Annotated in this window: 7 protein-coding genes; 6 read left to right on the top strand and 1 reads right to left on the bottom strand. The window is 61.6% G+C overall.

Annotated features, from left to right (window positions below; all coding sequences use genetic code 11):
• Positions 1–8: 8 nt before the first annotated feature.
• Positions 9–1,025, bottom strand: coding sequence for a PQQ-binding-like beta-propeller repeat protein (locus GOB94_RS06570; protein ID WP_255484308.1), 1,017 nt, complete (start codon positions 1,023–1,025; stop codon positions 9–11).
• A gap of 534 nt (positions 1,026–1,559) precedes the next feature.
• Between GOB94_RS06570 and GOB94_RS06565 the strand changes: the two genes are divergently transcribed.
• The 6 genes from GOB94_RS06565 (at position 1,560) to GOB94_RS06540 (ending at position 12,733) form a co-directional block, all read left to right on the top strand.
• Complete coding sequence (locus GOB94_RS06565) at positions 1,560–5,387, top strand: carboxypeptidase-like regulatory domain-containing protein (protein WP_182278041.1); 3,828 nt, start codon at positions 1,560–1,562, stop codon at positions 5,385–5,387.
• Between the two features lie 116 nt (positions 5,388–5,503).
• The gene (locus GOB94_RS06560; protein WP_255484306.1) at positions 5,504–6,301 is read left to right on the top strand and encodes a redoxin domain-containing protein; all 798 of its coding nucleotides are present in this window, start codon (positions 5,504–5,506) and stop codon (positions 6,299–6,301) included.
• A gap of 260 nt (positions 6,302–6,561) precedes the next feature.
• The gene (locus tag GOB94_RS06555; protein ID WP_182278040.1) at positions 6,562–7,638 is read left to right on the top strand and encodes a putative urea ABC transporter substrate-binding protein; all 1,077 of its coding nucleotides are present in this window, start codon (positions 6,562–6,564) and stop codon (positions 7,636–7,638) included.
• A 6-nt stretch (positions 7,639–7,644) separates the two neighbouring features.
• Positions 7,645–8,505 carry an ABC transporter permease subunit gene (locus tag GOB94_RS06550; RefSeq protein ID WP_182278039.1) on the top strand — a complete coding sequence of 287 codons (861 nt, stop codon included), beginning with the start codon at positions 7,645–7,647 and terminating at the stop codon, positions 8,503–8,505.
• A complete protein-coding gene (locus tag GOB94_RS06545; RefSeq protein WP_182278038.1) occupies positions 8,490–9,461 on the top strand; it encodes an ABC transporter ATP-binding protein in 972 nt (323 codons plus the stop codon). Before GOB94_RS06550 ends, GOB94_RS06545 begins: the two co-directional genes overlap by 16 nt.
• On the top strand, positions 9,458–12,733 hold the full coding sequence (locus GOB94_RS06540; protein ID WP_182278037.1) for a PSD1 and planctomycete cytochrome C domain-containing protein: 3,276 nt from the start codon (positions 9,458–9,460) through the stop codon (positions 12,731–12,733). Before GOB94_RS06545 ends, GOB94_RS06540 begins: the two co-directional genes overlap by 4 nt.
• Positions 12,734–12,856: the final 123 nt, after the last annotated feature.

The following is a 12,856-nucleotide window of genomic DNA, read 5'->3' as shown; positions in this document are numbered from 1 at the left end:
TGCTCGTGCTACTTCAGGATCGGTGCAATGCGTGACACCGTGCCCAGTCTTCCGTTCGAAAGCCATATCGAATGGAAGCCGAACCGAATGCCATCGCCGCCCGGGCCGCCCCACTGCTTCACCACAGTGTTCGTCGCGGGATCGATCTCTGTAATTGGAAACTCAAACATTGTCGCCCACACGCGCCCGGCGCCAAACGTAATCTCGCCGCCCGTGCCTGGAACGCCGCAGACGATCGTCGCCACCAGCTTCCCCGTCTTCATGTTCACGCGGCTGACCGTGCCGTCGCCTTGGTTCAAAGTCCATATGGAACCCGCACCCACCGTCAGGAATCGCGGCTTCGGTCCCACGGCAATCGTCGCCGCCACCTCGCCCGTCTTCGGATTCACCTTCAGCAACTGGCCATTGTCATAGCTTGAAACCCACACAAAACCGTCCGCAAACGTGGGGTTATCCGATCCCGCAGGCAGCGGATAGCTCGCCGTGATCGCATTCTTCTTAGGATCGATGCGCACCAGCGTCGCCGGCTTGGTCACAATCCACACCGCGCCCGCGCCCACCGTGATCCCGCCCTCGGAGTTCGCAGGGTCAGCGGCAATCGTTGCAATCGTCTTACCCGTCTTGGGATCGATCCGCAGCACCTCATGGTCGCCGCAACTCGGCGCCCACACCGAGCCAAATCCATTCGCCAGCCCTGAACAGGGCCGCGACACATCCACGCTCAATCCCACCGTATTCGTTGCCGGAATCAGCTGCACCACATGGTTTGTCCGCCCGCTCGTCACCCAAAGCGAGTCCTTGGTCACGACAGACCAGTCCGGGCTGCCCTCGACCGGGAAGCTGGCCACCGGCTTTATGTCCGCCATCGACACCGACACACCCGGCGTCGCGACACCCGGCTTCGGCACGCGATGCGGCCGTCTAGCCATGGGGGCCTTGCCCGCAGGAGGCGTCGCCGCATCCGGTTGCTGGCCGTTTGCGGCCGATACCGTCAACAACCCACACAGCAGAACCCCGCTGCTCACAAAACAGTTCACTCGATGGAAAGAAAACATCTCGTTTAGGACTCCTGCAAGGGACCGTGCAATGTCCAAGAGCAGCTCTTGATTGGCACAGATTTACCTACTAGAGCACAAACCCTCGAACCCTACAGGCGATATTTGAATTTCCTATCGTCCATATAGCTCTCGTTCCATTCAAGCGCTCCAGCCCATAAACGGCACCGTCTCGCCCGCGCCATTGGCACGGATGAACACTGCTGCGAGCTGCTGTCAGACATGTCTTATTACGCAGTAAAGCCGAGTCAACGGCGATAAAGCTCTCAAACAAAAAGATATCGTCTTTGCATCCTCCGGCCTTTCATCTTTGCCATCTTATGCAGGCCATAGGAGAAATCCATGAGTCTTTGTTTTCCCAAAGCCTCACGCTAATCTCGCTTCACCTGACAGCCATTCAAGGCCTTTCGTCAATCGAGCCAAGGTCGACATAAGTCACCCATTCTGCCACGTCCGCAGAATGCCAGGTTCTTCCTATATCTCAAGCTTCCCCGGAGGCAGTACATGCGTTTTCCCGTCGCAAGAGTGACCGTACTCTCGCTCTTCACACTTCTCGGCATCTTCGTTGGTGTCCTGTCCTCGCCCCTGATGGCGCAGAGCAACACCACGGCCCTCAGTGGTGTTATCACTGACCCCACAGGTGCTCTCGTGCCACAGGCGGCCATCGAGCTCTCTAACCCGGCGAAAGGCTTCCTCAAGGTCATCAAGTCCGGCTCCCAAGGTGAATATTCATTCGACCAGATCGCTCCGGGCCGTTACAAGGTCACCGTCAGCGCACCGGCCTTCGCTCCGCAGGTCGAAGAGGTCGAGCTCCTCGTCGCCACGCCTCAGAAGATCAACTTCAAGCTCTCCGTCGGCAACGACGTAGTCGTCGACGTCGCCACTGGCCTCGAGACCGTCAACTCCACCGACGCCTCACTCGGCAAGGCATTTGACAGCGCCCAGGTGCAAAATCTGCCGTACCTCGCCAACAATGTGAACTACCTGCTCTCGCTGCAACCCGGCGTGCTCGCGCTCGACCCCGGCGCCACCACCGGCGGCGTCAACGCCGACACCCGCACCGGCATCGTCGACGGCGCCCGCCAGGACCAGACCAACCTCACCCTCGACGGCGTCGACAACAACGACCCCAACTACGGCTACGCCTTCGTCGGCGTCCTCCGCTCCACCCGTGAGTCCGTGCAGGAGTTCCGCGTCACCACCACCAACGCCAACGCCGACGCCGGCCGTTCCTCCGGCGGTCAGGTCTCTGTCACCACCCGCAGCGGCACCAACCAGTACCACGGCAGCGCTTACGAGTACTACCGCGATCCTGCCGCCGCATCCAACAACTGGTTCCTCAAGCAGACACAGCTAACCGGCGGCAAGCCCAACGTCGCCTCCAAGGTGCTGCAACACACCTACGGCGGTTCGCTCGGCATGCCGCTCATGAAGAACCGCCTCTTTTTCTTCGGCGCGTATGAGGGCTTTAAGCAGGCCAGCGATACCACCGTCACCAACACCGTGCCGTCCATCCTGAATCCGGTCGCTGGCCCCAATTTCTCTGCCGGAGGTCAGACCATCGGTGGTCTTGTCACCGGTGATCTCGTCTATCCCAAGTGCCCAAGCTCTGCTGCTTGCACCAGCGGCGGCGTTCCCTTCGATCTCACTCAGGCGGACATCGCTTCCATCGATCAGCAGTGCACCGCCTGCAATAACACACCCGGTACGGACCAGGCAGCCCTCGCCTATTTCAAGCAGTTCCCCTACGCCAACAGCACTACGGGCGGTGATGGCTATAACACTGGTAGCTATACCTTTGCCTCTCCGGCGCCCATCCACCAGATCACGAACGTCGCGCGTATTGACTACACCATCAACTCACGGCAAAGCCTCTTTGTCCGTGGCACGCTGCAGAGCGATAACTTGGCTAGTGTTTTGGAGTTTCCTGGTCAACCACCCAACCAGCTCACCTACGGCAACAACAAGGGCATCGCTGTAGGCCACATCTGGAACATCACCAACAGCCTCACCAACAACCTCCGCTATGGTCTCGTCCGTGAGGGAACTGCAAACCGCGGCGCCGGTGCGATCCCATACGTCTCTTTTAGCTCCTTCAGCAACCTCACCTCGACAACTCGTTCGTCCATCTACCTCGTCAACACCAACGACATCGTCGATGACGCAACTTGGTCCAAGGGGCGACACCTGATCCAGTTCGGTATCAACGACCGCTACATCTCGAATAGTCGTTACTCTGACACCACTCTCTACCCCACGGGCAGCATCTCTGCTTCATTGCTCGCGACAGCGGCCATTGCGGGCACCGGCGTCGATCTCGACCCCACCGCGCAGTATGGTGCTGTCCAGAAGAACTACATCAGTGGCTACAACAACGCCATCCTCGCGAACGTCGGTGGTGTCACCTCGGCCACGTCATACACCAACTTCCTCCTGCAGGGTAACCAACTCGTCCCGGCGCCGCAGGGTACCGTCCCCACCCACGTCTACCGCGCGTTCGAACAGGAGTACTACGTCTCCGATCAATGGAAGGCCACTCCGCGCCTCACCATCACCGCGGGCGTTCGTTACACCCACCTCGGTGTGCCGTATGAGATCCACGGCCAACAGGTTGCGCCGAACATAGATCTCGGCACAGCCTTCCTGCAGTCTCGCGAGGCTGCTGCCGCGGCCGGCAGCTCCTACCAGACCCGCATTGCGGTAGTTCCTGGCGGCCAGGCCAACGGTGCTCCCAATCTCTGGACTCCGCAGAAGCTCAACTTCGCTCCTCGTGTTGCCTTTGCCTACGCTACAGCGGATAACCGCACCTCCATCCGTGGCGGCTTCGGTATCGCCTACGACCACTTCGGTGAAGGTGTCATCAACTACTACGACGCCAACGGAGCCTTCGCTCTCAACCGCAACAACGGCTTTGGTTACGCCACGACTGCCAGCACACCCCGCTTCACCGGCTACAACAACGTGCCTCTGGGGTCTGTCACCGTCGCGACCCAGGACTTCCCGATCACACCGGCCGACACTTCCATCACGGCCTTTGGTAGCTCGTTCAAGAGCGACATCAACGCCAACCTCAAGACGCCCTATGCCGAAACCTTCAACCTCTCTGTGCAGCGTGAGGTCACGCACGGGCTCACCATCACCGCCTCCTACGTCGGTCGCCTCGGCCGCCACGTTCTCGACAACTTGGACGTTGCCGCTCCCACCAATAACTACGATTCGGGCAGCAACCAGACGTACTTTCAGGCCGCCACCAACTACGACAAGATGATCGATGCCGGGGTTCCCGTAACTGCGATCACGAATACCGGCTACTTCCAGAACACCTTCCCGAACGCGACATACGTCGTCCCAAAGACAGCAACCACTCCAGCGATCACCTATCACGGAGCTCAAGCGTACTACGCCTCACTCTCTGTAGACCGCGCGACTGGCAACGAGACCAACACGCTCTACAACTTCGACACCTCTGCGGGCTTCAATCCGAAGGGCATCGAGCAGTTCTTCTATCCCCAGTACACCTCCATCTACGTCCAGTCGTCGGTCGGTACCAGCAACTACAACGCTCTCCAACTCTCCGCGCGCCACGCCTTCTGGCATGGTGACGAGTACGACATCAACTACACGTATTCCAAGTCGCTCGACTACGGCTCCTCACCGGAGCGCGGCAGCAGCGGAACCTCTGGCACCATCAACAGCGCTAGCAGCATCCTGAACACCTTCGCGCCGCAGCAGAACTATGCGGTGTCAGACTTCGATGCTCGTCACGTAGTCACCGTCAACTACAATCTCCACCTTCCCATCGGTCGCGGTCAGCGGTTCTTCGGTAACCCCGGCAGCATCATGGACCGTATCGTCAGTGGTTGGCAGCTCAACGGCACCGTCCACTACAGCAGCGGCTTCCCCTGGAGCGCTGCCGACTCTGGCAACTACGGCACGAACTTCGACCAGTCGAGTTACGTGGTGCAGATTGCGCCTCTCGCCACGGGTAGTCACCGTTACGTCGGGGGTATCGCCTCTCCCTACGAGACCGCCTTCAAGAGTGCAACCAACGCTCAGGGATCGGCTGCCTTCCGGTACGCATATCCGGGCGATGTTGGTCAGCGCAATAACCTCCGCGAAGACGGCTACCTTTCGTACGACGATGGGCTCTCGAAGTCATTCCGTGTCTATAAGGAACAATCCTTCAAGCTCTCCGTCGAAGCCTTCAACGTCTTCAACAACGTCCGTTTCGGAGGCATCACAACCGGTGTGGCGAGCACGAAGTTTGGCAACTATGCCTCACAGCTCAATGCGCCTCGTCAGATGCAATTCTCGGGCAAGTACACCTTCTAACCCTCACCCCGCAGCCCGCCGCGCCGCGCTCCATCACGGCGTGGCGGGCAAGCGGGATATACCATGCAGAAAACCGCTCATCCCCAGATCCAGCGGTGTTGTCAGGAGTTCTCAGCGTGCCGTACCTCATCACGAATCGAAGCCCTCTATCGTCGCAAGGCGCAACACCGTTGCGTGTCTCTGCGGTACTCTCTTGTCTTCTTCTGGCTGCCTCATCCTCTCCACTCGCGGCGCAGGCCAAGACCGCAACCGATGCCCCCGCCAAGCCGCAGGAAAGCACGCGGCACGAGGGCGGCAAGCACCACGGCGGCGAGCACTCCGAAGGCGCAGGCGAAAAATCCGAAAAGTCTGACAAGCCCGAGAAGGACGAAAAGAACGCCTACGACTACTACCTCCCCGGCGCTGACGGCAAGAGCATCGCGCTCTCCGACTTCAAGGGCAAGTACATCGTCCTCGTCAACCTCGGCCGCAAGTCCTCGTACACTGAGCAGCTCCCCGCACTCATCAAGCTCAACGACAACTACAAGGCCAAGGACGTCGTCGTCATCGGCGTCCCCTCCAACGACTTCGGAGCCTCCGAACCCGGCACTCCTGCCGAGATCCAGAAGGCCTACGCCGACGCCAAGGTAGACTTCCTCGTCACCGCGCCCTCCAAAATCATCGGCGACGACGAGCTCCCCATCTACAAGTACGTCACCACCGGCAAAAGCGCACCTGCCGGCGGCCCGGTCGCCTGGAACTACACCAAGTTCATCATCGACAAGAAGGGCAACATCGTCGCCCGTCTCGATCCCGACGTTGCTCCCGACTCCCCCGAGTTCCTCGCCACGCTCGACCAAATCCTCGAAGGCAGCTACAAGCCCAAGCGTGCCGGCGGTGGTGGCGGAAAGGGCGGCGGATCGGCCCCCGAATAGCCATCTTCTATCGTTCAAATCGGCACAGCGCATAGATTCGCGCCACGTCATAACCAACGCATATCTGCATCATCACTAGTCTCCATGCGACATTGATTTCCCCGTAATTCGCGTTAGACTTGCAGCATCCACGGTTCCGAACCCTCGACGCTTCTGCGAACCGCAGCATCCGCTTTCATCCTTTGAACGTGCCAGAAACCCTCAGCCTTACAAGGCGTTGAGACGGGTCTGCCCGTCTGCATCGTCAAGGTATAGATTCAGTGATCAAGCAGCGTCGCTCTTCTCTCATCGTCGTCCTCTTTCTCGCCGTAGCCGTCCTCGCTGCACCTCTCGCAGCTCGCGCCGAGACCCCGACCTTCACCGTCGGCTGGTCCGTCTACGCCGGTTGGAACCCTTACTTCTACATGCAGAAGTCAGGCATCCTCAAAAAGTGGGCCGACAAGTACGGCATCGCCATCAAGGTCCAGCGGTTTGACTACGCGGCCTCGCTTGACTCCTTTGTCTCCAAGAACATCGACGCCTGCACCATGACCAACATGGAGGCCCTCGACATGCCCGCCGCCGCGGGGGTTGACTCCACCGCCATCATCGTCGGCGACTACTCCAACGGCAACGACGCCGTCCTCGTCCGCAACAACCTCAACTTCGCCACGCTGCCCGGCAAGCCCATCATGCTCGTACAGAAGACCGTTTCCGAGTACCTGCTTGAGCGCGGCATGGTCCTCAACGGCCAGCAGGCGCAGCTCAGGAGCCTCAAGCTCATCAACACCTCTGACTCGGACATCGTCGCCGCCTTCCTCAACAACAAGGGCAATCAGGCAGTCGTCACCTGGAAGCCGCTCGTCAGCCAGATCCTCGGCGACCGCAGCGTCCACTCCATCTTCGACTCCTCCAAAATCCCCGGCGAAATCCTCGACCTGCTCGTCGTCCGCACCGAGCTCCTCAACACTCCCAACGGCCAGAAGTTCGCCAAGGCCATCACCGGCGCCTGGTACGAAACCATTCAGCAGGTCGTCGCCGGCCAGGCAAACGCCATCAAGTACTCCGCCGCCGCCTCGGGCGACTCCGTCGACTCCTACAAGGAGCAGCTCAAGACCACCGCGCTCTTCTCTTCACCTAAGGCTGCGGTCGACTTCACCACCAGCCCCGCGCTGCAGCAGAAGATGAACCTTGTTCGCCAGTTCTGCTTCCAGCACGGTCTGCTCGGCCAAGGCATCAAGTCCGTCGACGACGTCGCCATCCTCTATCCCAACGGTGCGGTGCAGGGCAGGAAAGACCGCATCCGTTTCCGTTTCAACGCGGCTTACATGCAGGCCGCCCAACAAGGAAAGCTCTAAGCGCCGATGACGAACCTCTCTCCATTCGACATCCAGGCACGGCCCAACCGGCTGCTCATGCAGGCGCTCTCCGCTCTTGTCTTCATCGTCTGCATCGGCCTCTACACGCACACCTCCATCGTGCGCCATCGCGACAACCCTGAGGACCGCATCGTCCCCAGCGGCGCGCAGCTCATGGCCGGCATCAAGTCTTCCGTCCTCGAGCCCGCTGAAGAGAGCGACTACATCCCGCCCGACAACGCCTCCACCTGGGAGCTCGTGCACCACTCCATGATCTGGACGGACACCATGGCCAGTGGTTCGCGCTTCCTCATCAGTCTTGCGTTGCTCATCCCGTGCGTTGTCCTCGCGGTGCACATCGGTCTCTTCCCCATCTTCGGAGCGGTCTTCATGCGCTTCGTCCTCTTCTTTGACAAGATCGTCGCGCTCTCTCTCCTGCCCATCCTCTTCATCGTCTTCGGTATCGAGGAGTGGTCCAAGATCGCGCTCATCGTCATCGGCGTCGCGCCCACCATGGTCCTCGACACCATCGGCATGGTCAAAGCTGTCCCGCGCGAGCAGATCGTCAAGGCCTTCACGCTCGACGCCAACAACTTCGACGTCGCCTACCGCGTGGTCTTCCCGCAGATCCTGCCGCAGATCATCAACAGCCTGCGCCTCAACCTCAAGCCCATGATGCTCTTCCTCTTCGCCGGTGAGATGATCGCGGCCTCCAACGGCCTCGCCTATCGCATTGCCATCATGCGCCGCCACATGGGCATGGACATCATCATCCCGTACGTCCTCTGGGTCGCTCTTCTGCTCTTCCTTATTGATCTTTCGCTGCGCATCCTCAACAGGAGGCTCCATCCATGGTTTCAAGCATGATTGCTCCTGAAGTGATGCCGCCCATCGAGACCGCGCCCAGCGCCACGCCATTCCTCGTGCCCAAAGAAGCTGCCACCTCCATCCACGTCGACAACGTCTCGGTCTCCTACGACCTTGGCCGCAACCATACGCGCTCGGTTCTCGAGAACATCTCGCTCGACATCAAGGAAGGCGAGTTCGTCGTCCTGCTCGGCGAAACCGGCTGCGGCAAAAGCACGCTGCTCCGCATGATCCTCGGCCAGGAGCAGCCCACCTCCGGCAGCATCTCGGCCTGCGGTTCGCTCGTCAAGCGCGTCGACGCCCGCTCCGGCTACGTCCCGCAGAGGTACTCGTTGTTCCCCAACCGCACCGTGCTCCAGAACCTCGTCATGGGTCCGGAGACCTCGAAGGCGCACATCCTTGGCCGTCTGCTCCCCGGCTTCCGCAAGTTCCGCCGCGAGGTTCGCGCCGAGGCCATGCGCCAGCTTGCCCACATGGGCCTGCAGCCCTCTGACGCCAAGAAGTATCCGCACCAACTCTCCGGCGGCATGCAGCAGCGTGTTGCCATCGCCCAGGCGCTCATGATGAACTCCCGCGTCCTCCTCATGGACGAGGCCTTCAGCGCGCTTGACCCCGCCACGCGCGGCAACCTGCAACGCCTGCTTCGCTCCGTCTGGAGCGAGACCCGCCCCACCGTCGTCTTCGTCACCCACAACACCGCGGAGGCCCTCTTCCTGGGCACCCGCATCATCGTCCTCGCCCGCAAGACCCGCGAAGACCACTGCGGCTCCCGCGTCGTGCTCGATATGAAGATGCCCGGCTCCGGCATGAGCCTTCGCAACAACGGTCAGCAGTTCCTCGATCTCGTCGAGCACATTGAAGCTGTCTCGCGCGGCGATCAGGGCTGCCTGGCCGCCGGCTTTGAAACCTCCAGCAGTAACGAACCTACCTTCGTCCAGGATGGAGACACACTGTGAAGAACCTCCCAAACCCCACCTTCATGCGTATCGTCGGGGCTTGCAGCTTCGTCACCCTCGGCCTCGTCATCGCGGCAGCGCACGCTCCCGTCGTCCACGGCCAGGCCGCCCAGCGCGCCGCTGCGCCCACGCCTTCTAATGAGGACAACACCCAGTTCTTCACCCAGAAGGTGCGCCCCGTCCTCGCGCAGAGCTGCTACCAGTGCCACACCAGCGAGCAGTCCGGCGGCCTCCGCCTCGACTCCCTCGATGCCGTGCTCAAAGGTGGCGACTCCGGCCCCGCCATGGTTCCCGGCAATCCCGACAAGAGCCTCCTCATCCAGGCCGTCGAGCAGAAGGGCGACCTCAAGATGCCCCCACGCGGCGCCAAGCTTGCCGACGGCGACATCGCCAACCTCGTCGAATGGGTCAAGCGTGGCGGCACATGGGACGGCGCCGACGCTACCCGCCCTGTCGCTGCTCTGCTCACGCCCGCCGCCGCCAAGGCCTCGCCCGGCGAAGAGTACTTTGAGAACAAGGTCCGCCCGCTTCTCGTCAACAATTGCGGCGACTGCCACATGAACGGCGCCGCCAAGGGCGGCCTCAGCCTCGACTCCCGCGCCTCCATCCTCAAGGGCGGCGACACCGGCCCCGCCATCGTCGTCAACGACCCCGAAAAGAGCCTCCTCATCCAGGCCGTCCACCAGACCGGCGACCTCAAGATGCCCCCCAAGGGTGCCAAGCTCACCGCGGACGAAGTTCAAACGCTCTCCGACTGGATTCGCATGGGCGCGCCGTGGCCTGTCTCCACAGTCCCCGTCCGCGCTCCCGGCAAGCAGATCACCGACGACATGCGTAAGTGGTGGTCCTTCGTGCCGCTCAAGGACTACCCCGTCCCTGCCGTCAAGGACCCCGCGCTCAACGGCTGGGCCAAGACCGACATCGACAAGTTCGTTCTCGCCAAGCTCGAAGAGAAGGGCCTCAAGCCCGCGCCAATGGCAGACAAGCGCACTCTCATCCGCCGCGCCACACTCGACCTCACCGGCCTGCCGCCGACGGAAGAAGAGATCACCGACTTCGAAAACGACAAGTCGCCCGACGCCTTCGCCAAGGTCGTCGATCGCCTCCTCGCCTCGCCGCGCTACGGCGAGCGCTGGGGACGCCACTGGCTCGACGTCGCTCGCTACGGCGACGACGACATCCGTGGCCTCGACCCCCGCGGCCGCGGCTACATGCCCTTCGACGGTGCCTGGGTCTATCGCGACTGGGTCATCAAGGCCTTCAACCAGGACATGCCCTACGGCGAGTTCGTCAAGCGTCAGTTGGCCGGCGACCTCATGTCTCCGCACCCCACGCCTGAAGACCTCAAGGGCACCGGCTTCCTCGGCGGCGCTCCGTGGATCTGGGACCAGGCCGAGCCCATCCAGGGCCGTGCCGACGAGCGCAACGAGCGCATCGACGCTGTCACCCGCGGCTTCCTCGGCCTCACCGTCGCCTGCGCCCGCTGCCACGACCACAAGTACGACCCCATCCTCGCCAAGGACTACTACGCCCTCGGCGGCATCTTTGCCAGCTCCACCTATAAGGAGTACGCCTTCGTCCCCGAGGCTGAGGTCGAGTTCCAGAAGGAGCGCCTCAAGGCCGCCAACGACCACGGCGATCAGGTCAGCGACTACATGAAGACCGCCGGCGACCAGCTCGCCATGGCCTACGCCTCGCAGACCCAGAGCTACATGGTCGCTGCCTGGCACGTCCTCGGTGACCCCAAGCAAACCGTCGACGAAGCTGCCGACGCGGCCAAGCTTGATCCGCAGATGCTCGAACGCTGGACCAAGTTCCTCGCCAAGAAGCCGGTCTACTACCCTTACCTCGAAGACTGGCAACGCATGATCGCGCAGGGCGGCACCGAGGACGAGGCCAAGTTCCTCGGCGCGTCTTTCCAGAAGCGCATCATCGACCTCGAGATCACCCGCAAGGAGATCGACGACGAGAACGACAAGATCAAGGCCAAGGCGGGCGTCCCCACCCAACGCGCCAAGGACGTCAAGCCTAACCAGTTCGACACCTATGATGAGTTCTGCCCCGGCTGCACCCTGGAGCTGAAGGTGCTCCCGCCCGAGCAGGCCAACCTCTACACCGACCTCTTCGTTCGCGGCCTCGGTGCCGGCGACGAGATGCAGTCGCGCTCCGAACCCGGCCTCTTCGTCTTCCGTGGCTGGGAGCTCCAGCGCCGCCTCGGCCCCACCGAGCAGGCGTATCTCGCCTCTCTCAGCGGCGGTGCGGGCGGCGGCCGTCGCGGCGGCGGCAACGGCGTCCCGCAGGACTATCCCTTCGTCCACGGCATGGCCGACAAGCCCAAGCTCGTCGACATCGCCCTCGATGTTCGTGGCAATCCGCACACTCACGGCGACATCATCCCGCGCGGCTTCATCACCGTCCTCGGCCCGGCGGACAAGAAGCCGTACACGCAGGGCAGTGGCCGTCTGCAACTGGCCGATGACATCATCGCCACGCCGCTCGCCACGCGCGTCATCGTCAATCGCGTCTGGAAGTGGCACTTCGGTACCGGCATCGTCAACACGCCCGACAACTTCGGCAAGGTCGGCGATCCGCCCTCCGATCCCGAGTTGCTCGACTACCTCGCCGTGCAGTTCCAGAAGAACGGCATGTCGATCAAGAAGCTCCAGCGCATGATCATGCTCTCTGCCGTCTATCAGCAGGGGAGCAAAGAGACCGCCGACGAGCACGTCAAGGACCCGCTCAACCGCTACTACTCGCACTTCTCCATACAGCGGCTCGATGCCGAGCAGCTCCGCGACTCCATCCTCTTCGTCTCTGGCGACCTCGATCTCAAGAAGGTCGGCGGGCCCGCTACTCCGCTCGGTGTCGATAACGACAAGCGCACCGTCTACGCCAAGGTCAGCCGCTTCCGCATCGACCCCTTCCTGCAGGCGTTTGACTTCCCCAACCCCACCTTCACCGCGGAGCAGCGCTTCTCCACCAACGTCCCGGTGCAGCGGCTCTACTTCATGAACGATCCCTTCGTCTACAAGCAGGCGGAGGTCCTCTCCGACCGTGTCTACCCCAAGGGTGACGACGCGGCCCGCATCACCGAGACGTATCGCCTCGTCTTCGGACGCAAGCCCACCCCGGCAGAGCTGCAGGCCGGCCTCGACTTCCTCAAGACCACACCAGACAAGCCCGGCTACATGGTCAACCAGGAGCCCATCAGCGCATGGAAGGAATACTGTCGGGTCCTCTTCAGCTCCAATGAGTTTGAATTTTTGTACTGACGTCGCTGTACCCTGAAGCCGACGTGTTCGCGCCGCGCCTTCAGTTGCACGAGAGCCTTCCGCTACATCGGACCGCTCTACAAATCTGATTCGAAGAACAGGGAGATCGGAACATGTCTTGTG

Source organism: Granulicella sp. 5B5 (assembly GCF_014083945.1).
Taxonomy (GTDB): domain Bacteria; phylum Acidobacteriota; class Terriglobia; order Terriglobales; family Acidobacteriaceae; genus Granulicella.
Note: the sequence above shows the minus strand (reverse complement) of the source record. Positions and strands in the feature narration are given on the sequence as shown.